Annotated in this window: 24 protein-coding genes, 1 tRNA gene and 1 riboswitch; of the genes, 20 read left to right on the top strand and 5 right to left on the bottom strand. The window is 27.1% G+C overall.

The features are described 5' to 3' along the window. The first annotated feature begins 1 nt into the window (after position 1). The 5 genes from fliN (at position 2) to J2Z53_RS08185 (ending at position 3,860) form a co-directional block, all read left to right on the top strand. On the top strand, positions 2 to 265 hold the full coding sequence (gene fliN, locus J2Z53_RS08165; RefSeq protein ID WP_209796999.1) for a flagellar motor switch protein FliN: 264 nt from the start codon (positions 2 to 4) through the stop codon (positions 263 to 265). Positions 266 to 389: 124 nt separating this feature from the next. Next, positions 390 to 1,217, top strand: a complete 828-nt coding sequence (locus tag J2Z53_RS08170) for an AIM24 family protein (RefSeq protein WP_209797000.1) — start codon at positions 390 to 392, stop codon at positions 1,215 to 1,217. An 87-nt stretch (positions 1,218 to 1,304) separates the two neighbouring features. Further along, the gene (locus J2Z53_RS08175; RefSeq protein ID WP_209797001.1) at positions 1,305 to 1,601 is read left to right on the top strand and encodes a YerC/YecD family TrpR-related protein; all 297 of its coding nucleotides are present in this window, start codon (positions 1,305 to 1,307) and stop codon (positions 1,599 to 1,601) included. A gap of 97 nt (positions 1,602 to 1,698) precedes the next feature. Further along, positions 1,699 to 3,045 (top strand): phosphoglucosamine mutase, encoded by a 1,347-nt coding sequence (gene glmM / locus J2Z53_RS08180; RefSeq protein ID WP_209797002.1) that lies wholly within the window; start codon positions 1,699 to 1,701, stop codon positions 3,043 to 3,045. Positions 3,046 to 3,353: 308 nt separating this feature from the next. Next, positions 3,354 to 3,860, top strand: coding sequence for a GNAT family N-acetyltransferase (locus tag J2Z53_RS08185; RefSeq protein ID WP_209797003.1), 507 nt, complete (start codon positions 3,354 to 3,356; stop codon positions 3,858 to 3,860). A 76-nt stretch (positions 3,861 to 3,936) separates the two neighbouring features. Here J2Z53_RS08185 and thiT read toward each other — a convergent pair whose 3' ends face one another. Continuing rightward, entirely contained in the window at positions 3,937 to 4,635 is a 699-nt protein-coding gene (gene thiT, locus J2Z53_RS08190) for an energy-coupled thiamine transporter ThiT (protein WP_209797004.1), read from the bottom strand. Positions 4,636 to 4,669: 34 nt separating this feature from the next. Further along, a riboswitch (TPP riboswitch) is annotated at positions 4,670 to 4,773 on the bottom strand. Between the two features lie 132 nt (positions 4,774 to 4,905). Here thiT and J2Z53_RS08195 point away from each other — a divergent pair. After that, entirely contained in the window at positions 4,906 to 5,538 is a 633-nt protein-coding gene (locus tag J2Z53_RS08195) for a cyclase family protein (RefSeq protein ID WP_209797005.1), read from the top strand. Between the two features lie 32 nt (positions 5,539 to 5,570). Here J2Z53_RS08195 and J2Z53_RS08200 read toward each other — a convergent pair. Next, a tRNA-Met gene (locus J2Z53_RS08200) sits at positions 5,571 to 5,646 on the bottom strand. A 194-nt stretch (positions 5,647 to 5,840) separates the two neighbouring features. Between J2Z53_RS08200 and J2Z53_RS08205 the strand changes: the two genes are divergently transcribed. Further along, on the top strand, positions 5,841 to 7,160 hold the full coding sequence (locus J2Z53_RS08205; RefSeq protein ID WP_209797006.1) for a collagen-like protein: 1,320 nt from the start codon (positions 5,841 to 5,843) through the stop codon (positions 7,158 to 7,160). Positions 7,161 to 7,252: 92 nt separating this feature from the next. Here the strand turns inward: J2Z53_RS08205 and J2Z53_RS08210 are convergent, their stop codons facing one another. From J2Z53_RS08210 to J2Z53_RS08220, 3 genes are read right to left on the bottom strand one after another with little or no spacing between them, the layout of a single operon-like run. Further along, positions 7,253 to 9,124, bottom strand: coding sequence for an ABC transporter ATP-binding protein (locus J2Z53_RS08210; protein ID WP_209797007.1), 1,872 nt, complete (start codon positions 9,122 to 9,124; stop codon positions 7,253 to 7,255). Continuing rightward, positions 9,111 to 10,850, bottom strand: a complete 1,740-nt coding sequence (locus J2Z53_RS08215) for an ABC transporter ATP-binding protein (protein WP_209797008.1) — start codon at positions 10,848 to 10,850, stop codon at positions 9,111 to 9,113. The genes J2Z53_RS08210 and J2Z53_RS08215 overlap by 14 nt, the downstream gene beginning before the upstream one ends. Before the next feature lie 14 nt (positions 10,851 to 10,864). Further along, entirely contained in the window at positions 10,865 to 11,320 is a 456-nt protein-coding gene (locus J2Z53_RS08220; RefSeq protein ID WP_209797009.1) for a MarR family winged helix-turn-helix transcriptional regulator, read from the bottom strand. 194 nt (positions 11,321 to 11,514) lie between these two features. Here J2Z53_RS08220 and J2Z53_RS08225 point away from each other — a divergent pair, with 194 nt between their 5' ends. The 13 genes from J2Z53_RS08225 to J2Z53_RS08285 all read left to right on the top strand — a co-directional run bounded on the left by J2Z53_RS08225 (position 11,515) and on the right by J2Z53_RS08285 (position 24,041). After that, entirely contained in the window at positions 11,515 to 11,775 is a 261-nt protein-coding gene (locus J2Z53_RS08225) for a GIY-YIG nuclease family protein (RefSeq protein ID WP_209797010.1), read from the top strand. Between the two features lie 581 nt (positions 11,776 to 12,356). Then, positions 12,357 to 14,183 (top strand): glutamine--fructose-6-phosphate transaminase (isomerizing), encoded by a 1,827-nt coding sequence (glmS, locus tag J2Z53_RS08230; RefSeq protein ID WP_209797011.1) that lies wholly within the window; start codon positions 12,357 to 12,359, stop codon positions 14,181 to 14,183. 72 nt (positions 14,184 to 14,255) lie between these two features. Next, on the top strand, positions 14,256 to 14,411 hold the full coding sequence (locus J2Z53_RS08235) for a hypothetical protein (RefSeq protein ID WP_209797012.1): 156 nt from the start codon (positions 14,256 to 14,258) through the stop codon (positions 14,409 to 14,411). A 190-nt stretch (positions 14,412 to 14,601) separates the two neighbouring features. Beyond that, a complete protein-coding gene (locus J2Z53_RS08240) occupies positions 14,602 to 16,200 on the top strand; it encodes a leucine-rich repeat domain-containing protein (RefSeq protein WP_209797013.1) in 1,599 nt (532 codons plus the stop codon). A 191-nt stretch (positions 16,201 to 16,391) separates the two neighbouring features. Beyond that, positions 16,392 to 16,604, top strand: a complete 213-nt coding sequence (locus J2Z53_RS08245; protein ID WP_209797014.1) for a hypothetical protein — start codon at positions 16,392 to 16,394, stop codon at positions 16,602 to 16,604. A gap of 17 nt (positions 16,605 to 16,621) precedes the next feature. Continuing rightward, a complete protein-coding gene (locus J2Z53_RS12960; protein ID WP_327786708.1) occupies positions 16,622 to 17,518 on the top strand; it encodes a Spo0B domain-containing protein in 897 nt (298 codons plus the stop codon). 72 nt (positions 17,519 to 17,590) lie between these two features. Further along, a complete protein-coding gene (locus J2Z53_RS08255; RefSeq protein WP_209797016.1) occupies positions 17,591 to 17,923 on the top strand; it encodes a sensor histidine kinase in 333 nt (110 codons plus the stop codon). 50 nt (positions 17,924 to 17,973) lie between these two features. Continuing rightward, the gene (locus tag J2Z53_RS08260; protein WP_234925808.1) at positions 17,974 to 18,642 is read left to right on the top strand and encodes a response regulator; all 669 of its coding nucleotides are present in this window, start codon (positions 17,974 to 17,976) and stop codon (positions 18,640 to 18,642) included. A gap of 43 nt (positions 18,643 to 18,685) precedes the next feature. After that, entirely contained in the window at positions 18,686 to 19,261 is a 576-nt protein-coding gene (locus J2Z53_RS08265; RefSeq protein WP_234925809.1) for a 5-formyltetrahydrofolate cyclo-ligase, read from the top strand. 207 nt (positions 19,262 to 19,468) lie between these two features. Further along, entirely contained in the window at positions 19,469 to 21,313 is a 1,845-nt protein-coding gene (locus J2Z53_RS08270) for a BglG family transcription antiterminator (RefSeq protein ID WP_209797017.1), read from the top strand. Positions 21,314 to 21,333: 20 nt separating this feature from the next. Continuing rightward, positions 21,334 to 21,783 (top strand): PTS sugar transporter subunit IIA, encoded by a 450-nt coding sequence (locus tag J2Z53_RS08275; RefSeq protein ID WP_209797018.1) that lies wholly within the window; start codon positions 21,334 to 21,336, stop codon positions 21,781 to 21,783. A 24-nt stretch (positions 21,784 to 21,807) separates the two neighbouring features. Further along, complete coding sequence (locus J2Z53_RS08280; RefSeq protein WP_209797019.1) at positions 21,808 to 22,653, top strand: class II fructose-bisphosphate aldolase; 846 nt, start codon at positions 21,808 to 21,810, stop codon at positions 22,651 to 22,653. A 14-nt stretch (positions 22,654 to 22,667) separates the two neighbouring features. Continuing rightward, the gene (locus J2Z53_RS08285) at positions 22,668 to 24,041 is read left to right on the top strand and encodes a PTS fructose transporter subunit IIC (RefSeq protein WP_209797020.1); all 1,374 of its coding nucleotides are present in this window, start codon (positions 22,668 to 22,670) and stop codon (positions 24,039 to 24,041) included. Positions 24,042 to 24,099 lie beyond the last annotated feature (58 nt).

Here is a 24,099-nt window from a genome sequence, read left to right on the forward strand (position 1 = left end):
TATGATAGATAATATAGCTAGAATATTAGATATACCGATAGAAATAACTGCAGTATTAGGAAGAACAAAAATGTCATTAAATGAGGTTTTGTCCCTTGGAAAAGGATCTATAATTGAATTAGATACTTTAGAAGATGCAGAGGTAGAAATACTTGCAAATGGTAAAAAAATAGCATATGGAAAAGTTGTAGTTTCTAAACAAAACTTTGGAATTAGAATAACTAAAGTTTTAGATTCAGAAAACTTAGTTAAAACATTAAAATAAATCATAAATAATTTTTAAGAGCTATACATAATTAGTAATTTATTGAATAATTAAGGAAGATATGTCTATAATTTAGATATATCTTTTTTTATACATATTATTAAAAATGATAAGGGGTTTTATTATGAGGACAAGCTTAAAATTTGAAAATAAGTTAACAATGATTGCACAAATGACAAATGATTCAAGGTTTCAAGTTTTAGAATATGATGAATTAAAAGGAGCGACTGAAGTAGACACAGCTTTTGATTTAAATACAATTAATAAATCTGGAATTAAGCTTAAGCAAATAAGAATATTATTAGATGATAGTAAAGTTAAAATAGAAAGTGGAGCCTTAAGTTATATGAAAGGTGATATTGACATAATTAATAAAACGGGAGGAGTTCTTGGATTATCTAAAAAATTTATTTCAAGTAAATTAACAGGTGAAGAAATGTTTAAACCTATTTATTCAGGTAAAGGAGAAATATTTTTAGAACCTTCATTTAAACATTATGCCCTTATCGAGCTTGAAGATGATTGGATAGTTGTTGATGATGGTCTTTTTTTAGCTTGTGAGGAAGGAGTTGAACTTTCTCCAATTAGTCAAAAAAATATTTCATCAATGCTTTTTGGAAAGGAAGGATTATTCCAAACTAAAATATATGGATCTGGAATAGTTGCATTAGAACTTCCTGTTCCAGAAGATGAGATTTTTAGATGTAAGTTAAATAATGATACATTAAAAGTTGATGGAAGTTTTGCAATACTTAGAAGTGGAGATATTGAATTTTCAGTTGAAAAGTCAGCTACAACAATAATTGGAAGCACAACAAGTGGAGAAGGACTTCTTAATGTTTATAGAGGAACTGGTGATGTATGGCTTGTTCCAACTAAAGTGATATATGATAAAATGAGAGAACTTAATGTGAAGGAAAATTTTAAAGATGAAGATTTTAATGAAAAGTAATGAATGTTACAGTTGTATGATAAACAAATGAATTAATAAAGTAAAAATGATATAATGTTAATAGAATATATCATGGAGGATTTTATTATGAACTCAGTTAATTCAAAGATAAAGAGCAAAGAAATGGATGTTCTTTTTGAAGCTATTTTAAAATTAGAAAATAAAGAGGAGTGCTATAAGTTTTTTGAGGATGTTGCAACAATAACAGAAGTTAAGGCTCTAGCTCAAAGAATGTATGTAGCTAGACTTTTAAAGGAAAAGAAAACATATACTGAGATTGCTGAGATTACAGGAGCAAGTACGGCTACAATAAGCAGAGTTAATAGATGTTTAAATTATGGAAGTGATGGATATAATCTTGTTTTAGACAGGATTAACCTTTAAAAGTTGTCAATAAATAAATAAAATATTATACTATATAGTAGTTGAAAAAGTTAGAATTTTAAATGTAAAACGAAATAGAAGAAAGAGGTAAAATTTTATGGGTAGAATGTTTGGAACTGATGGAGTAAGAGGAGTTGCAAATACTGAACTTACAGCAGAACTTGCATATAATCTTGGAAGAGCAGGAGCATATGTATTAACAGAAGCAGCTCATAAGCCAAAGATATTAGTTGCAAAGGATACAAGAATATCAGGAGATATGTTAGAAGCTGCTTTAGTTGCAGGTATATTATCAGTTGGAGCAGAAGCTGTTATTTTAGGAGTTATACCAACTCCAGCAGTAGCGCATTTAACTAGACAATATGGAGCTGATGCAGGAGTTATGATTTCAGCATCACATAATCCTGTAGAATATAATGGAATAAAATTCTTTAATAGTAAGGGATACAAACTTTCAGACGAATTAGAAGATGAAATACAAAGAGTAATAGAAACAAATTTTGAAGGTGTTCCAAGTCCAACAGGAATTTCACTTGGAAGAGAGATAGTTGAAGTTTCTGCATTAGATGATTATATTGAGTTTGCAAAAAGTACTATATCATCAAGTTTAAAAGGTATGAAAATAGCTTTAGATTGTGCAAATGGAGCATCTTATAAGGCATCAGTTAAAGCATTTAGAGATTTAGGGGCTGATGTATATGTTATAAACGATAATCCAGATGGTACTAATATTAATGAAAATTGTGGATCAACTCATCCAGAAGAATTAATGGATTATGTAGTTAAAAAAGGTTGTGATTTAGGTTTCGCCTTTGATGGAGATGCAGATAGATGTTTAGCTGTAGATGAAAAAGGTAACTTAATAAATGGAGATTTTATATTAACATTATGTGCAAAACATCTTAAAGATATTGGAAGATTAAAAGATGATACTTTAGTTGTTACAGTAATGAGTAATTTAGGATTAAATATTGCTTGTGAAAAGCTTGGAATTAAAACTTTAAAAACTAAAGTTGGAGATAGATATGTTTTAGAAGAAATGAGAAATGGTGGTTATGTTCTAGGGGGAGAGCAATCAGGACATATAATCTTCTTAGAATGTAATTCAACAGGGGACGGATTAGTTACAGCACTTCAAGTTGCATCAATAGTTAAGAGAAATAACAAGCCATTAAGTGAATTATGTTCAATAATGAAAGAACTTCCACAGGTTTTAGTAAATGCTAAAGTTCCTAATGAAATGAAGGATATTTATTTAAAGGATAAAGAAATAATAGAAGAAATAAAAAGAATGGAAAAATTAATGGATGGAAAAGGAAGAGTTTTAATAAGACCTTCAGGTACAGAGCCATTAGTTAGAGTTATGCTAGAGGGAGAAGATCAAGAAGAAATTGATAAATTAGCTCATAATTTAGCAAATATGATATTAGAAAAATGTAAGTAATTTTTTATAATAAGGACTACTAATAAGTGAAATAATCATTTGTTATTAGTCTTTTTTTGTGTGAAAATATAATAAAAAATTATTTTTTGTAAATAAAATCAATTTAATTACATTTAATTCATTTTTATTGATTTTAATTACAGCTATAAGATAAATGCAGGTAAACAAAGATAAAGTGAGATAAACCTTATTAAATTATATGGATTAGGCTTGAATTAATTACAAAATTTAACTAAAGAGTTAAAATAAAAAAGGTTGATTTTTTTGAAAATTAATTAAGGCTACTATAAATTTAAGAGGTGAAACAAATGAAAAGAAGCAATATATCATTAAGACAGGAAGTTTTTAGAGATGATGCATTAATGATTATTGATTGGTTAAATGATTTTGAAATTACTAGATATTTAAATGAAGATAGTCAAATTTGTACACATATTAAAAATATAATTGAAAATTCTAATAACCCAGTTCTTACACCTATTTTTAATCAAAATGGAAGTTTTTTTATGATTGATAAGAAAGAAGAACCAATAGGCTTTTTAAAATTAGTTCCCAAAAGAGATAAAGCAGAGATAGTAATTGCAATAGGAAATAAGGATGAATGGGGAAAGGGAATAGGTCCTAATGTAGTTTTACAAGGATTAAAAACTGCATTTTTTGACTGGAGAGTTAATGAAGTTATAGCAAAGGTTAAATATGATAACAACAGATCAAGAAGGGTTTTTGAGAAAATTGGATTTGAAATGGATAAAAATTTATCTAATGAGGTTCAATATAATTTAACTATGATGGATTTTTTTAAACAAATAGCTTAGGTAAAACTAAGATTTATAAAAATGGTATTATAAAAAAATAAAAAACTCTCTGAGTAATTCAGAGAGTTTTTTTATATTAAGCATTTATTGGTTTAAAACTTATGTAGTTTGGATTAATCATTTTAATAATTCTTTCTGTTGGTATTAATTTTACTATAACCATACAAATAACCATTTCAGCACCAACTAATGGTAGATTTACCATTAATGAATATAAAACAGCTCCCATTCCAGCTGGAGCATAAGATCCAAAGAATACAACTCCTGAAATGAAGTGACATAAGAATTTAGTGAAAAAAGCAACAAATATTCCAAGCAATCTTTTATTTCTAAAGACTTTTAAACCAGCTAGTCCCATTGCTAATGATGGAAGTGGATAGTCAAATAACATTTGTACTGGGTGGATTATAAATGGGTCTGTTAATAAATTTATTAATCCATATAAAAATCCAGTTAAAAATCCAACTTCTTTTCCATAAGCAAATGCAATTATTAATATAGGAACCATACAACCTAAAGTAATGCTACCTCCTTGAGGGAATCTATAAAGTCTAAATACATTAAGTATAGTTGCAAGAGCTAGTGCAATTCCAATATGAGTTATAATTCTAGCATTAAGTTTAATCTTTTTAAACTTAAATATAGCGATAAATATAGCTAAACAAGCAATTATTGTAAGTATTACCATAGGATCCTTGATAATAGTTTCAAATTTTTCTGGAAGATTAGTATATAGTTTACTAAATCTTTCACCCCAGTCTTTAAAAAATTCCATAAAAAAAACCTCCTATATTGTGCTAGAAGGACGCATGAAAACTTAATTGCTTTCCTACGCTGGTATTAACCAGATCAGGTTAAAGGGTTAATGCTTACAAAGCATCTCTCAGCCAATTTGGCACCCCTAGCACATTTATAAATTAATATTTTATATTATATAATATATTTTAGTATTAATATATTAAAGTGTCAATAAATTGATATTATTTATATAGTAATTATAGAATTAGAATTATGAATAAATAAGAGTTTTAAAGGAGATGATAAAATGAATGTTTTTGATTTAACTCATTTTATAGAGGATAGAATGAGTGCCTATTCAGAAGAAGAAAAAGCAAAAATAACTACTTTATCAACTATAAAAGAAAATGGATATAATGTATTAAAAATTAAGCTAACAACTCATACAGGAACTCATATAGATTTACCAAAACATATATTTGAGGATGGGGTTGGATTAGATGAAGTTAATATAGAAAAATTTATAGGTAGGGCTATTATTATTGATTGCAGAAATGTAAAAATTATAGATAAAGAGTTTTTGATTAATTATATAAAAGAAATAGAAAATGCAGAATATTTAATATTGAAAACAGGATGGGAAAAATATTGGAATAAAAATGAATATTTTAGTGAATATCCTATATTAAGTGTTGAAGGAGCAAATTTCCTAGGAAATATTGAAAGTTTATGTGGAATTGGGGTAGATTGTATATCAGTAGATGGAGAAAATAACGAAGAACTAATAAATCATAAAATATTATTATCTAAAGGGAAGATAATAATAGAAAATTTATGTTCACTAAATAAAATAAATTCTAAGTTTAAAATAATATTATCACCATTAAAATTAAAAAGCGCGGATGGGTCACCAACAAGAGTATATGGAATTGTAGAATAAAAAAAAGATAGTTTAAAAAACTATCTTTTTTATGGTTGCGGGAGCAGGACTTGAACCTACGACCTTCGGGTTATGAGCCCGACGAGCTACCAACTGCTCCATCCCGCGATATTATGTTTTGCTATGAGTTAACTATACTCTTAATAAATATTTTTGTCAACTTATTAATAAGATAAAGATAAATTATATTTTTATGAAACTACTTCATTATAATGTGATTTTATATTTTTGTTAACCTTATATTAGTCTTTTTATATATTAGTAATAAGGGATTAACTTTAAGATGAATAAGGAGGGTAACTATGAAGATTAAGATCACACCAAGTGAAGAAAGACAGTTTTTAAATGGAGATGGTAAAGAAGTATGTGATAGATTAGTAGTTTGCAATTGTAACAATAGATGTAATTGTAATTCAACCAAATGCTGCTTTTTATTGAGATTTGATATAGATAAAAATTTTTCATGTATTGATAGAAATTTAATTAGACTATATTTATTTTTTGATAATTTAAGATTTGTAAGAAGTATACTAATTAAATTATGTGTAAGAATTTTAGATGAAAGGAAAACCATTATAGTTGATAGGTGTGTTACAAGTAGAATAAATGAATTTGACGAAGGAAGATATATATCTATAGATTTATCAGAAATGTTTAGGGATATTTGTGTCGATAGAATTGATGAAATATTAATAGATGTGTCAGCAGATAGTAATGGACTTGCAATATTTAGATCTAGCAATACTCGTTGCAAACCTTTTTTATATCTAAGAGATTTATGTTCAGCTGTTGGTCCAACAGGAGCAACCGGAGCAACCGGAGTAACAGGAGCAACAGGAGCAACTGGTACAACTGGAGTAACCGGAGCAACAGGAGTAACCGGAGTAACAGGGCCAACCGGAGCAACAGGAGCAACTGGTACAACTGGAGTAACCGGAGCAACAGGAGTAACCGGAGTAACAGGGCCAACCGGAGCAACAGGAGTAACAGGACCAACCGGACCAACAGGAGTAACAGGAGCAACCGGAGTAACAGGACCAACCGGAGTAACAGGGCCAACCGGAGCAACAGGAGTAACAGGACCAACAGGAGTAACGGGACCAACAGGAGCAACCGGATCAACAGGAGCAACAGGGGTAACAGGATCAACCGGAGCAACTGGTCCAACAGGATCAACCGGAGCAACCGGAGTAACGGGACCAACCGGTCCAACAGGGGCAAATGATCCTTCTGAATTTGCTTCTTATGTTAAGAGAAGTAGTATTGAACAGATAAATGGAAGATTACAACTTTTTAATGATATAGCAGTTAATAATTCTTCAATTATAACTAATACAAATGATACTTTAACTGTAATGGAAGAAGGAGATTATAGAATAACATTTAGTATAATTATTCCTAGATGTTCAGCACTTTCTTCATTAATAATAAATGGAATAGGAGAAGGAAATATTGTTCCTTTATTTGGATGTATAAGCTTTCCATATACTGCCGTATTTGATAGGATTGTGAGATTAGAAGCTGGAACAGTAATATATGTTACTATGAATAATCAAGTAAATTTAGTGCTTCCAGTGGCTGGAGAAAATATAGCTTATTTTTCAATTATTAAAATTGCATAAAGTTATTTTAGTTAATTTAATATAAAAGTAAAAGAGTGCCGAATTTTTGTCGACACTCTTTTCTTATATAAGTAGAGTTTTTTACTAAAATATTAAGCGGTAATTTCATCTTGAGAAAATTGGCTATTATAAAGATCTGCATAAAAACCATCTTTTTCAAGTAGTTCATCATGAGTACCTTGTTCTATAACAGTACCATGATTCATAACTAATATTAAATCAGCATCCTTAATTGTTGAAAGTCTATGGGCAATGACAAAATTTGTTCTACCTTTCATAAGTCTTGTCATAGCATTTTGAATATAAGTTTCTGTTCTTGTATCAACTGAACTTGTTGCTTCATCCAATATTAATACCTTTGGATTAGCAAGTATTGCCCTAGCTATAGTTAATAATTGTTTTTGTCCTTGAGATATATTTGAAGCTTCTTCGTTTAATATTGTGTCATAGCCATTAGGTAATGTTCTTATGAAGTGATCTGCATGTGCAGCTTTTGCAGCTCTAACAATTTCTTCAAAGGTAGCATCATCTTTACCATAACCAATATTATCTTTAATGCTTCCATTAAATAACCAAGTATCTTGAAGTACCATACCAAACATGCTTCTTAAATATCCACGACTAAATTTTGTTATATCAACTCCATCAAATGTTATTTCTCCACCATTTAATTCATAAAATCTCATCATAAGATTTATTAAAGTTGTTTTACCAGCACCTGTTGGACCAACAATTGCAATTGTTTGACCTTCCTTAGCAGATACTTGCATATCTTTCATTAATATTTGATCTTTGTCATAACCAAATTTAACATGTTTAAAATCAACATTTCCCTTAGGGTTATCAAGAGTTAAAGGGTTAATAGGATCACTAACTACTTCTTCTTCATTTAATATTTCGAATACTCTTTCTGCTGAAGCCATTGTTGATTGAAGAATATTTGCAATATTGGCAGTTTGATTAATCATCTGAGTAAACTGTCTTGAGTATTGAATAAATGATTGTATATATCCAACGCTTAATTTATTTTTTGTAACTAATATACCACCAACAACAGCAATAATTACATAGCCTATATTATTTATTAAATTCATTAAAGGCATAATTAAACCTGACATAAATTGTGCCTTCCAGGATGAATTATATAATTTATCATTGATTTCATCAAACTCTTTAATAGCTTTCTTTTCATGTCCAAAAGCTTTAACTACAGTATGACCAGTATAAACTTCTTCAACGTGTCCATTAAGCTTACCAAGTTCCCTTTGTTGAGCTGTAAAGAACTTTTGTGATTTACCAATTATAGGTCTAGTTGCAATAACACATATGGGAAGAGTTAAAATACATATTAATGTTAGCAATGGACTTATTGTAAGCATCATAATTGTAATACCAATCATTGAAATTACAGCTGTAATTAATTGAGTTAAACTTTGTTGAAGAGTACTACTTATATTATCAACATCATTTGTAACTCTACTTAATATATCACCCTTTGAATTAGAGTCGAAATATTTCATTGGAAGTCTATTTAATTTTTCATCAACATCACGTCTCATATCCCTTACAGTATTTTGAGCAACTCCAGCCATTATATATTGTTGTAAATACATGAATGTAGCACTTAATACATAAAAGAATAAAAGTAATAAGATGTAATGTGTTAATTTGGAAAAATCAATTGAAGCTCCAGGAATCCCTTTAAATTTAGCGATCATACCCTCAAGTATTACGTTAATAGTTTCTCCAAGTAATTTTGGACTAAATACAGTAAATGCTGTACTTATTATAGCCATAAAGATTACAACAATTAATTTAATTCTATGTGGTTTTAAATATTTTAAAAGTCTTATGCTTGTACCTTTGAAGTTCTTGGCTTTTTCACCGCCCATTACAACTCCATGTCCACCGCGATTTCCACCCATAAAACCATTATTTTTTTTATTATTTTTATCTATGCTCATTTGAAAGTTCCTCCTCTGAAAGTTGTGATGAGGCAATTTCTTGATAAATTGCACAGTTTTTAAGTAATTCTTTGTGAGTACCAATGCCAACAATGTTACCTTCATCTAAAACTAATATTCTATCAGCATCCATTATTGTACTTACTCTTTGAGCTACTATAATAACAGCAGAGTTTTTAGTTTCACTTTTTAAGGCAGCTCTAAGTTTTGCATCTGTTTTAAAATCTAGTGCAGAAAAACTATCATCAAAAAGATAAATTTCAGGTTTTCTAACTAAAGCACGAGCTATAGCAAGTCTTTGCTTTTGACCACCTGAGAAGTTTTTACCATTTTGTTCAACTATTGATTCAAATCCATTTTCTTTTTCAGTTATAAATTCATAGGATTGAGCTATTTTTGCTGCATGAATTAATTCATCTTCTGTTGCATCTTCTTTACCATATCTTAAGTTTTCACCAATTGTTCCAGAAAAAAGTACAGCTTTTTGAGGAACAAAACCAATTTTATTTCTAAGATTCTCTTGAGAAATATTTTTTATATTAACTCCATCTACTAATATTTCACCCTTTGAAACATCATAAAATCTTGTTATAAGATTTAATATAGTAGATTTTCCAGATCCTGTACCACCAATAATTGCAGTAGTTTCACCTGGATTAGTTTTGAAAGAAATGTTATTTAATGCTGGGTTTTCAGCACCAGGATAGAAGTAAGATACATTTTTAAATTCAACATATCCTTTTTCATTATTTTCATTTATTAAATTATTAGAATCATTAATACTAGGTTCCATATTTAAAACTTCATTTATTCTTTCAGCAGAAGCAGAAGCTCTAGGTATCATTATAAATAACATACTTACCATTATAAGTGAGAACATTATTTGCATTACATATTGTAAGAATGCCATAAGATTACCAACTTCCATAACACCGCTGTTTATTCTATTTGCACCAAACCAAAGTATTGCAACAGAAGTTAAATTTAATATAAGCATTAATAATGGCATTAATAATGCAGTTATTTTATTTACTTTTATTGCATTATTAGTAAAATCATCATTTGCTTCATCAAATCTTTTCTTTTCAAAAGATTGTTTATTAAAAGCTCTTATAACTCTTATACCAGTAAGATTTTCTCTTAAAATTCTATTTATTTTATCAAGTTTAACTTGCATTGCCTTAAACATTGGCATACCTTTTTTTCCTATTACAAATATGGTAATAATAACAATAGGCATTGAAACTAAAAGTATTAGTGAAAGTTTCTTATTAACTGAAATTGCCATTATAATACCACCAATACATGTAAGTGGGGCAGTTACCATCATTCTTAGAATCATAATAACAACTTGTTGAATTTGATTAACATCATTTGTAGTTCTAGTAATTAATGATGCAGTACCAATTGTATCAATTTCATTTAGTGAAAAAGTTTCAGCTCTAGTAAATATTTTTCTTCTTAAATCTCTACCAAGCCCCATTGAAACTTTAGATGAAATAAAGCTGGCAAAAATTGTACATATACTTCCTATGAAAGCTACACAAATCATAATGCCACCAATTTTTAGTATATAATTAACATCTCCTTTAATTATACCTGTATCAACTATTTCAGATAGTAATGTTGGAAGATATAATTGAGCCATAGTTTGGATAAACAATAGTATTAGTATAAATATTAATTGTTTACTATAAGGCTTTAAATGTTTAAATAATTTCAACATATAAATCTCACTCCTTAAGTAATATTTTGTGTCTTTTCTTTATGATTTTTTAAGTTGTTTTTTACCTTATTTAATAGCTCCTTTAAAGAGTCTATTTCTTTTTCTGTAAAGTTGTCTAAGCAAACATTATCAATATCAGTTACTATAGCTTTAAGTTCAACACAAGCATGTATTCCTTTTTCAGTTAAATGTATTCTTGAAATTCTTTGATCATTTTCATCAGAAGTCCTTTTTATAAAACCTGATTTTTCTAACCTTTTAATCATTACAGTTATAGTAGCAGGTTTTAAATTTAACTTCTTTGCTAACTCTTTTTGACTTAAGCCATCATTATCATATAAGGCATATAAAAGAGGGGGTTGTCCTGGATATAAACCTTCTTTTTCTAAGGTTTTATGGCTTAATGAAAAATGTAATCTTATTACTTCCCCTAATAGTTTATGGAAAGAAAAATCAATCTTATTACTCATATGCTACTCCTTTCTAAATTAATTAGTCGTCTAATTATTTTAATATTGTAGTACTATTTTTAATAAAAAACAAGTAGCAAATTTCTTAATTTTATTTTATTATTTTTTATATTAGACAATGTAAAAGTTTATATGTTAAAAAAAGTTTTTATGATTTAAATAACAAAAATATTTATAAAGGATGATAGAAATAAATGAATTATGTTTATATTATAAAGTGCAAGGATAACTCATTATATACAGGTTGGACTAATAATTTAGAAGAAAGATTTAAGGCACATTCAGAAGGCAGAGGTGCAAAGTATACTAAAGGGAGAGGACCACTAGAATTAGTTTATTTTGAAGAGTATGAAAATAAAGTTGATGCAATGAAAAGAGAGTGGAAAATTAAAAAGCTAAATAAAAAAGACAAACTTAAGTTAATTGATAATTTTAATAAAAAAGGGAAAAAGTGATGCAATTTGTATCAAAATATCAAATGAAAAGTATTTTAATTATGTAGACAAAGAAAAAAATTATGATAAAATAATCATAGGTATAAAATTTCATAAAAAAGGAAGTGAGTATTATAGAAATAAATTTTTAAAAAAATAAAAAGCGCCAGAACTTAAGTAAGTTATTCTAATGAAATGAAAGCTTTTGAGGAAACTTAAAAAGAAAGCTATTGCATTATTTTTGAGTAAGTTTGCCTAGCCAAATCGAAGATTTGGAGGGATTTTAAAAGGAAACTTAAAAAGAAAGCTATTGCATTCTTTTTGAGTAAGTTCGTCTAGCCAAATCGAAGATTTGGAGACTCACTTAAGTTGACGAGGTTGGGAGTTATCGAAACTTTTCGGCGGGTGCCCCACGGTATCGCACTACCGTTAACAGCTAGCAAAACTATGAAGCAATTTATAGGACAAATCTAGCTTGGTGTTAAAACCTTCAATTTAAGGTTTTTGTAGTCCTAGGATTATTATGCCTATTTTTAATTTAGCTAGGATAAAACTTTAATGAAGATGAAAATTAAATATTTATATATGGAAGGAAGATTTTTATGTGCGGAATAGTAGGATATGTTGGTAGAGGACAAGCAACGAAATTTTTAGTAGAAGGATTATCAAAGCTTGAATACAGAGGATATGATTCAGCTGGAGTAGCAGTTATAGAAAATGGCAAAATTCAAGTTAGAAAGCAAAAAGGACGTCTTGCTAATTTAGAAGAAAGCTTAGAGAAAACTCCTATGAGAGGAAGTATTGGAATTGGACATACTAGATGGGCAACACATGGAGAACCATCAAATGTTAATTCTCATCCACATTTAAGTTCAAAGGGAGATATTGCTGTTGTTCATAATGGTATTATTGAAAATTATATTGAACTTAGAGAGTTTTTAAAAGGTAAGGGATGTAAATTTATTTCAGAAACAGATACTGAGGTTATACCAAACCTTATAGAATACTACTATGAAGGAGACTTATTTAAAGCAGTAGTTAAAGCTTCAAAGGAATTACAGGGAAGTTTTGCAATAGGTGTTATTTCAAATAATGAACCTGATAAACTTGTAGCTGTAAGAAAGGATAGTCCATTAATCGTTGGATTAAAAGAAGATGAAAACTTTATTGCATCAGATATACCAGCAGTTTTAAATTATACTAAAGATGTTTATCTTTTAGAAGATAATGAATTTGTTGTTATTACAGAAGATGGTGTGAAACTTCTTGATGAAAATGGAAATAAGATAGATAAGGAAGTATTTAAAGTAACATGGAATGCAGATGCTGCTGAAAAAGGTGGATTTGATTCATTTATGTTAAAGGAAATTCATGAGCAACCAAGAGCCATTAAGGATACTATGACTTCTAGAGTATCAATGGAACATGGTATTTCTTTTGATGATTTTAAAATATCAAAAGAAGAATTAGAAAACATTGATAGAATTTATATGGTAGCTTGTGGAACTGCATATCATGCATGTCTTATGGGAAAAGCTTCAATAGAAAAGTTAGCTAGAATACCAGTAGAAGTTGATATAGCATCAGAATTTAGATATAGAGATCCAATAGTTACAAATAAATCACTTGTAATTGTTCTAAGTCAATCAGGAGAAACAGCTGATACTTTAGCAGTTCTTAGAGATTGCAACAGAATGGGAGCTAGAACTTTAGCAGTTACAAATGTTGTAGGAAGTACAATCTCAAGAGAAGCAAATCATGTTATATATACTATGGCAGGACCTGAAATATCAGTAGCTTCAACAAAAGCATACACTACACAAGTTGTTGTTATGCATACAATAGCAATTTATTTTGGAGAACTACTTGGAAAGATAAATAAAGAAGAAATAAATACATTAAAGAAGGAATTATTATTAATTCCTGAAAAAGTTGAAGAGGTATTAAAAGATACAGAAAGCGTTAAAGAAATTGCAAAAGAAATAAAAGATGAAGATGATATATTCTTCTTAGGAAGAGGAATGGATTTTGCTCTTGCATTAGAGGGATCATTAAAATTAAAAGAAATATCATATATTCACTCAGAAGCTTATGCTGGAGGAGAATTAAAACACGGACCAATTGCTTTAATAGAAAATGGTACTAAGGTTGTTTCAATTCTTACTCAAAAGAACCTAATTGATAAAATGATTAGCAACGTTGTTGAGATAAAATCAAGAGGAGCAATTAATTTTGGAATAACTTTTAGATGTATGGAAAAGGCTCAAGAAGTTTTAGATAGAGTATTATTTATTCCTGAAACTATCGATATGTTTGCTCCAATTCTTGCAGCTATACAATTACAATTATTAGCTTATTATGTTGCAAGCCTTAAAGGGTTTGATATAGATAAGCCAAGAAATTTAGCAAAGTCAGTAACAGTTGAATAAAATCTAAAATTTAGTGGTATAATAGAATTATTATATAGTAAAAATTGCCATATAGGTTAGGAGATGTTTTTTGTGAGAGAAAAATTGATGAAGCTTATAAATGAGTATAAAGAAACAGGTGAAAGTCTTAATAGTGGGTTAGAATGGATGCCTGATAATGATTCAGCAAGGTCAAAAATCGAAGTTATCAACATGATTGTTGAAGATTTAGAAAATATAATAAAATAAATTATTTTGAATTTAAGCTTATACATTTTTAATAAAAATGTATAAGCTTTTTTTATTTAAAAAGTAAGTATTAATGAAATATATTTGAATAAAATATTAAAGAATTTAAAGATTTTTATGAACAAAATATTGTTTGAAATTTTTTAATATGTAAAATAGTAATTACTTTAAGATATATTGGAGGATTAAAATGCATAAAAGAATTAAAGCAATTATATTAAGTGTTACTATGTTAAGTGTAATGATTATTCCTAGTATTAAGGGATATGCTGACGAAATAAGAAATGGAGTATCTAATACTACAGTAAGATTAGAAGAAAAAGACACAGTTAAAATAGAGGATGAAAATTTAAATAAAAAATTAAGATTAAAATTAGGATTATCAAAAGGTGAAGAAATAACTAAAGCACAATTAGCTAAATTTGAAACTTTAGATTTAAAAGGATGTAATATAACTAGTTTAGAAGGACTTCAGTACTGTGTTAATTTACAAAAATTAAATTTAGATCAAAATAATATAGTAGATTTAGGTCCGTTAAAGAATTTAAAGAAAATATATAGTTTATCATTAGATTTTAATAAAATAAATGATTTAACTCCATTAAGTGGATTAACTAATATTAAGTATTTACATTTATCTTGTAATAAGATTGAAAATATTGAACCTTTAAAATCTTTAAAGAATTTAATAAATTTACAGTTAGTATATAATAAGGTTGAAGACATATCAGCATTAAGTTATATGAAGAACATTAGAATAATATATTTAATTGGGAATAATATAAGTGATTTAACACCTTTGAAGAATTTAAAAGAATTATCAATTGTAGAAATTGCACAAAATAAAATAGAAGATGTTACGCCATTAAAAGATTTAACTAATATATATGTATTAAATTTAGCAGAAAATGAAATAAGTGATATTAGTGCTCTTAGTGGATTAAAAGGATTATACAGATTAAAATTAAATGATAATAAAATAGCAGATTTTTCACCAGTTGCAGGTATAAAAATAAAACAAAAGAACTTTTCAAATCAAAAAGTATCATCAGTTGTAAAATTAGTTGAAAAGAAGCCAGAGTCTAAAAAGGTTGTTGAAGAATCAAAGGAAATAAAGCAAGATTTATCTGTAGAAAAGAAAGAGGATAAGGCACCTGTTGTAAATCCTACAGAAAATAAGGAAGAAATATCAAAGGTAGTTGAAGAAAAGACTAAAGTTGAAAATAGTAAAGTAATTGAAATAGTTCCAAAGATAGAAAAAGAAGTTGTTAAGCCAGTAGTACCAGCGACTACAACAGAAAAGAAGGAAGAATCAAAGCTAGCTATAAAGCCTGTAGAAAAGGATGAAGAATCAAAGGTAGTTGAATCACCAAAGACAGAAGACCCAGCAATAAGCACAAAAGAAGAAAAATCAGAATCAAAAGTAGAGATTAAAAAAGAAATTAAATCAGAAAAAGATAAAAATAGTGAAGTAGTACAAGGTAAAGAAGAAACTAAGAAGGAATTTTCATCAGTAAGAGAAGAATATGATGTTAAAAATGAAAATTTTAATTTAGAAGATGAAAATGATAAACAAGAAATTAAAGATATTGAGGCAGAAAAGAAGAAAGAATTAGTTAAAGCTGAAACTAATAAAGAAGAAGTTAAAAATACTTTTAAAGAATTAAAAAATAATGAAAATAAAGCTATAAAGTTACCAGCTACAGGAAAGATGCATAATACAACTATTATAGGAGTTAGTGGACTACTAGCTTTAATAGGTGGAATATTATTAAAGAAAAGAGTTTAGTTTAATTAAAATTTATTTATAGAAATTAGAAAGACTAATTTATTTAGTCTTTCTTTTTGTTGATTTTTAAAAATTCATATTAAAAATCAGAGAAAAATATTGAAAATACATTAAATTATTGCCAAAATATAAATTAGAAAGGTATATAATTAAAAAAGGATGTGATTTTAAAGACTTCAGGTCTTTTTATTATGAAGTTAAGCAAGAATATAAGGATATTAACAGTAGTAATAGTATTAGGAATATTAGGTTTTTTAAGCATTGCTTCAATAAATTATGTTGAAGATGAATTAAAAAGTCAAAAAACAAAAAGCTTAATAAAGATTGCTAATATAATATCTGTAAATAAAAGAATAGGTAATTATTTAGATATAGGAAATAAGAAAGAATTAAAAAAACTTTAGAGGTTATAAAATCTAAAATAAAAGTGCAATTTATAATAATTACAAATAGCAAAGGAATAATACAAACCCATCCTTCAGATTCTAAGATAGGTATAAAATCAAATTGTAAGGATATTGATAAAGTGTTAAAAGATAAAAAAAGTATTATTTCAGAATGGAATAATGAATTCGGAAATTTTTTGGTTGCATTTGAACCTATATATAAAGAAAATAAATTTTTAGGGGTTGCATGTGTAGGAATATCTATAAATGATTTGAAAAATGAGTTATCAGACTTTTTGATTAAAATATTACCAGTTTTCATAATTACAATAGTTTTAGCAGTTATAGGATCAGAGCTTATAGCAAGAAATATTAAAAAATCAATATTTGGATTAGAGCCTAATGAAATAGCATTATTATTAAAACAAAAAGAGTTGATAATAAACAATATTTATGATGGATTAATAGCTGTAAATGAATTTTGGGATATAACATTAATAAATGATAGAGCAAAAGCTATATTGAAGATAGAGAAGGAAAGTGAAGTATATTTTAAGATTAAAGAACTATTAATGGAAGTATTAAGTAAGAAAAAGAATATAACTAATTTAGAAATGAGATTACCAATGGGAATCACTATAATGAGTAACTTCTCAAGTATATTAGATGAAAAAGATAATTTACTTGGTGCAATTGTAACGTTTCAAGATTTAACAATAGTTACTCAAATGGCAGAAGAACTTACAGGAGTTAAAGAGCTTACTTGGGATTTAAGGGCACAAAACCATGAATTTTTAAACAAGCTTCAAATTATTGCAGGACTTATTCAATTAGATGAAGCAGACAAGGCTTTAGAGTATATATTTCATACTGTTGAGGTTCAAGATGATTTAATAAAAATTTTAAGAAAAATAGATAATACATCACTTTAAGGATTAATTTTAGCAAAATATAATTCTGCAGTTGAAGGTAAGATAAATTTTGAGTTAAGCAATAGATCATATATGAAAGAACTACCTAGTAATATAAATGTCCAAGATTTATTATGTATAGTTGGAAATCTTCTTGAAAATTCTATTGAAGAAGTTAAAGGAAATAATAATTCATGGATATTATTAGAAATAACTCAAAATGAAAATTTAAATATAATTGTAAGAAATAATGGCTCTAGAATATCAGAAGATATAATAGAAAAAATATTTGAGAGAGGATTTACAACTAAAAAAGGTGAAAGAGGGTTTGGACTTTATTCAATAAAGGAAATCGTTGAAAGTTGTAATGGAAAGCTATTTTTAAGCTCAGATGATGATATGACAGAATGGAAAATTGAAATTTAAAAAGGAGGATATAATATGATTAAAGTTATGCTAGTTGAAGACGATAAAAAATGGTTAGAGAAGTAAATAATAAACTTTTGATGAAAATAGATGGTTTTAAAATCATTTCAGAAGCAGGTAGTATTAATGAAGCAAAAGAAAATATATTGAAAAAAGTACCTGATTTAATACTTTTAGATATATTTTTACCTGATGGAAAAGGTGTAGATTTATTAAAGTGGATAAGAAAAGAAGAATTGAAAATAGATGTAATACTTATATCTGCTGATAATTCATTAAGCACTGTAGATGAATCTTTCAAATTGGGAGCAGTTGATTACCTAGTAAAACCTTTTATTTTCAAAAGATTCGAAAAAACTTTAGTACAATATAGAAATCGCTTTAGAGAGTTTAAAGAAAAGGATATACTTAATCAAAAAATTATAGATAATTATATATTAAATAGTCATATGGAAGATAATAATTTACAGAATACAAATAATTATTATGAAGTAACTAAAGGAATAAATGAAAATACATACAAGAAAATATGGGATTGTATTATATTAAATAAAGATAAAAAATTTACATCAGATGATTTATCTTCACAAACAGGACTTGCTAGAGTAACAGTTAGGAGATACTTAGAACATATGTGTAATGAAAAAAAGTTAAAGCTAACTCTTGAATATGGAAAGATAGGACGACCAGTCCATTACTATGTATTATCTAAAATATAAATTTACTCAAAAATTTTTATTATGAAAAGATAGGATAGTATTTATGAATATTAAGGAATTGAAAAAAGAAATTAGAAAAAGTATTATTGGAAAACGTAATAAAATAAAAAATAAAGATAAAACCTCTATGGATAATAAAATTATTGAATCATTTAAAAAAGAAGATTCATATAAAAAAGCAAGAGGAATTTTCATTTATATTGGATTTGGATCAGAGATAAATACAAAAGTAATAATAGAAGATGCTCTAAAAAAAGGCAAAGAGGTATATGTACCAAAAGTTAAGGGAAAAGAAATGCTTTTAATAAAAATAGACTCTTTAGAAAATTTAGTCACAAGTAGTTATGGAATATTAGAGCCAATTGGGGATAATAACAATTTTGATGTGGATAAGTTAGATCTCCTTGTTATGCCTGGAGTTGCTTTTGATAATAGTGGAAATAGAATAGGATATGGAGGAGGGTATTATGATAGGTTTTTAGAAAAAAATAAGACTAATGCAGAAAAAATAGCCTTGGCCTATGAATTCCAGATTTTAAATTCAATTAACAATGAAAAACATGATGTTAAGGTAGATAAAATAATAACAGAAGAGAGAATAATTAACATAAGTAGATGATATGTAGTATTATATTAGATTTTTTCATATAGATAAATGAATAATTGTACTTAAATATTACTGTAATTTATAAAATTTCAGTAATATTTTTTTATTTATTATTTAGTTATATTACTAAATAATAGAAAAATTTCCTCTACATAGTGGAAAAAGATAATTTGATTATGATTTACAAAAGATGCATTATATAGTTAGTAGGTGATGGAGATGATTAAAAAAATATTAAGACAGCTTTATTACGAAAAAAATGATAGTAATTCTTACACTAAGGGAGGGGATATAGCAAATAATTTAAATATAACTACAAGAACTTTAAGAACATACATAAAAGAAATAAATGAAACTATAAGTAACTATGTTGAAATAGAATCTAAAATGTCAAAAGGTTATAAATTAATAGTAAAAAATGAAAGATGGCTTTCGGATTATTTAGATTCTTATATGCCAGATACAAAAGATATGAGAATATTTAATACATATAAATTATTGTATAAAAAACCACATAGTATATTTGAACTTTGTGAAAATTTGTATTTAAGTGAATCAGTTGTTTTTAAATTAATATCTAACTTAAAGGTATTGTTTAATAATGAAAAAATAGACATAAAAATAATAAAAGATAAAGAAGGCAATTATCATTTATTAGGAAACGAATTTCAGCTAAGAAATATTTATATAAAGCTATCATTAATCGAGAAAAATGAAAATTATAGTAAAGATTTAGATTTTTATTTTTATAATGGAGCTTATAAAAATTTTAAATCTATTGAAAACGTATTAACAGAAAATAATGTTATGACAGAAACTCAAGGAAAAATAATATCATTAAGATTAGTAACTATGATTATGCGATATAAGTATGATTTTAATATTAAATATTCAGAAATAAAATCTTTTAAAAACTATTGTAATAAAGAAGTTATAATATTTGCAGAAAAGATATTTAATTACATAAATGAAAATATTATAAGTATAAAAGAATATGAAAAAGACTATATATTATCTCAAATTCTTATGTTTAATATACCTACAATTATAAGTGATCAAGATGAAAAAAATATAGATAGAGCACTAAAAGAATTAGATTTACAATTTGAATTAAATCTAGAAAAAGATAAGTATTTTCAAAAAAGAATAATAAAACATATAAATAAACTTTTATATGTAATAGATGCTAATTGTTATATATATAGAGATATTTTAGAAGAAACAAAGAAAAATTATGTATATGAATATGATATAGCTATTAACTTAGCTAATAAATTAGAAAAGTTATTTTCAATAAATGTTCCAGAACAAGAAATAGCTTTGCTTGCAATACATATTGCAGCAAGTCAAATAAGAGTTAATAAAAACAATAAAATAAATGTAATAATAATTTCAGATCATGGTTATGAATCCCAAGTATTGTACATTAAAATAAATAAAGAATTTAAATCATATTTAGGCAACCTATTGATATTTGAATGTGAGGATGAGGCAAAAATATATTTAGAAGATAATATAAAGCCATCTCTTATAATATCAGATATTAATCTAAAAGAAAATTGGGAATGTGAAGTTATAAAATCTATATCATATAGCAGAAAAATAAGAAATAAAATAAATAATCTAATAAATGAAGATAAAAATATAAAAATTCTAAAAAATATACTCTGTAAAGAAATAGTTATACTAGAAGAAAAAAATGTAAAAGATTCAATTAAAACATTAGCAATGAAATTAAGAAATAATGTAAATTTTTATAATAACATAATAAGTAGAGAAAATATTTATTCAACATATATAGGAAATGGAATATTAATACCTCATGAGATAGAAGTAACTGAATTTGGAGATTCTAAAATTATAATTGGAGTATCTAAATTAGGAATAAATAGTTTTGATGGCAATAAAGTAAATGTAATATTTTTATTATCTTTTAGTAAAAAAGATAATAAAAAATTAAGAGGTGTTGTATCTATGATAAATGATTTAAGAGATGATAAATCATTTATAGAAAAAATGTTAAAAAATCCATCAATAAGTACATTGGAAAAAATATTAAAATAAATTAATGAGGAGAAATTAAAATGGAAATTAATCAATTAATAAGTGAAGAAAGAGTATTCTTAGATGAATATGTAGAAAACAAAGATGATTTATTTAAAAAAGTAGATCAAAAGGCATTGGAAATGGGAATTATAAATAAAAAAGGTGTATTATATGAAGCTTTATTAAAAAGAGAAGAAGAATCAAGTACTGCATTTGATGATGGGTTTGCTATTCCACATGGAAAAGCTGAAGGAATATTAAAGCCAGCTATATTTATATATAGATTAGCCAATAAAATAGATTGGGAATCATTAGATGGAAGTAATACTAATATTGCGATTATACTTGCAATACCAAAAACTGAAGAAACTAATACACTACATTTAAAAATTATATCAGGAGTAGCTAGAAAATTAATTTATGATGATTTCAGAAATAATATGAAAAATGCTAAAACACCAAAAGAAATAATTGAATTATTACAATAAATTTATATAAGGGAGAGGTTTGAGATGTTAGTTAATAGTAAAGAGTTATTTTTAAAAGCAAAAGAAAATAATTATGCCATACCAGGAGTTAATATTTGGAATTTAAATTCATTAAGAGGAGTTTTAAAGGCTGCTAATGAAAATAAAACACCATTATTAGTTAGTTTAGCAGAAGTACATATGGATGCTTTAAGTATAGAAGAAGCTGTACATTTAGTTAAATTTTATGCAGAAAAAAGTGAAGTTCCTATAGTTTTACACTTTGACCATGGATTTTCAAAGGATAAAGTAAAAAAGGCTATTGAAATGGGATTTACATCAGTTATGATTGATGGATCAAGTTTACCATTTGATGAAAACGTTAAACTTACAAGAGAAATAGTTGAAATTGCTCATAAAAAAAATGTTTGTGTTGAAGCTGAAATTGGACATGTAGGTGGAGGAGAGTCTTATATAGATGCAGATAAAGATAAGGGAAATCTTACTGATCCAGAAGAAGCACTTAAGTTTGTTGAAATGACAGGAGTTGATTCGCTTGCAGTATCAATTGGTACAGCTCATGGAGAATATAAAGGAGTTCCTAAAATAGATTTTGAAAGATTAGATGAAATAGCTAAAGTTGTGGACATACCTTTAGTGCTTCATGGAGGTTCTGGCTCAGGAGATGAAAATATTACAAAGGCTGTAGAAAAAGGAATATGCAAAGTTAATATATTTACAGATTTAACAGTTGCAGCTCGAGAAGCGCTAAAAGAGGACTTTGCTAATAGAAGTTACTATGATTCATGTAATTTATCAGAGGAAGCCATAAAAAATTGTTTACTTCACTACTATAATGTATTAAAAACTTCAAAATACAATAATAAATAAAGGAGTGGATTGAAATGAAAAAGAAGATAGTTGCTATTACATCGTGTCCAACAGGAATTGCTCATACATATATGGCAGCAGAAGCTTTAGAAAAAACAGGTAAAGAATTAGATATTGATATTAAAGTAGAAACACAAGGAGCATCAGGAGCTGAAAATATACTAACAGCAGAAGAAATAGCTGCAGCAGATGTAGTTATATTTGCAGTAGATAAAAATATTGATGAATCTAGATTTGCAGGTAAACAAGCTTTGACAATTCCAGCAAATAAAGCTATAAAAAATACTAAGGAAGTAATTAATGATGCTCTTACATATAATGGGACTAATATTGTAAAATCAAAAAGTACATCAGAAGTTACAGGAAATGCAAATATAACAGGAATATATAAGCATATAATGAGTGGTATTTCATACATGATACCTTTAGTTGTTGCAGGAGGAATATTAATTGCACTTTCATTTGCATTTGGAATATATGCTTATCAAGAAAAAGGAAGTTTACCTTGGGCATTATTTGAAATAGGTGGTAATTCAGCGTTTGCATTAATGGTAGCGGTTTTAAGTGGATTTATAGCTCATTCAATAGCAGATAAACAAGGATTTGCACCAGGAATTGTAGGTGGATGGATAGCTTCAACTATAGGAGCAGGTTTTTTAGGTGGTCTTTTATCAGGTATAATTGCAGGTTATTTAGTATTGTTATTAAATAAATATATTAAATTACCAAAATCACTTCAAGGACTTAAACCTATTCTTATAATACCAGTACTTTCTACTCTTATAGTTGGATTACTTATGATATATGTTATAGGCTCACCAATTCAAGTTGTAACAAAATATGTTACACAATTTTTAGGAAATTTAAGTGGTGGTAGTGCAGTATTATTAGGAATTGTTTTTGGATTATTATATTTTGACCTAGGAGGACCATTCTCAAAAATAGTTTATACATTTGGAGTGGGTTTATTAGCAGAAGGTGTTTATGGACCGATGGGAGCAGCCATGGTATGTGGAATGGTTCCACCAATAGGAATTGCAATATCAACTATGGTTAGACCTAAACTATGGGATAAAAGTGAACGAGAAGCTGGAAAGGCAACTCTTGTTTTAGGATTAAGTTTTATAACAGAAGGAGCTATTCCTTTTGCAATAGCTAAACCTAAGGCAGTTTTACCAGCTTGTATGACTGGTTCAGCTGTAGGTTCAATAGTAGCTTTATTATTAAATGTTGGAATAAAGGCACCTCATGGAGGATTCTTTTTAACTGTAATTCCAAATACTATAATTAATTTACCAGGATTTATAATTTCTATATTAGCAGGTTCTTTTACTACAGCAATACTTGTAACAGTATTACTTCAAATTCAATCCAAAAAGACTAAATAGAATTTTAAATTATAAAGTTGATACATAAAAAGGTACGTATAAAATTTATACGTACCTT

The organism is Clostridium moniliforme, assembly GCF_017873235.1.
GTDB classification, from domain to species: Bacteria; Bacillota; Clostridia; order Clostridiales; family Clostridiaceae; genus Clostridium; species Clostridium moniliforme.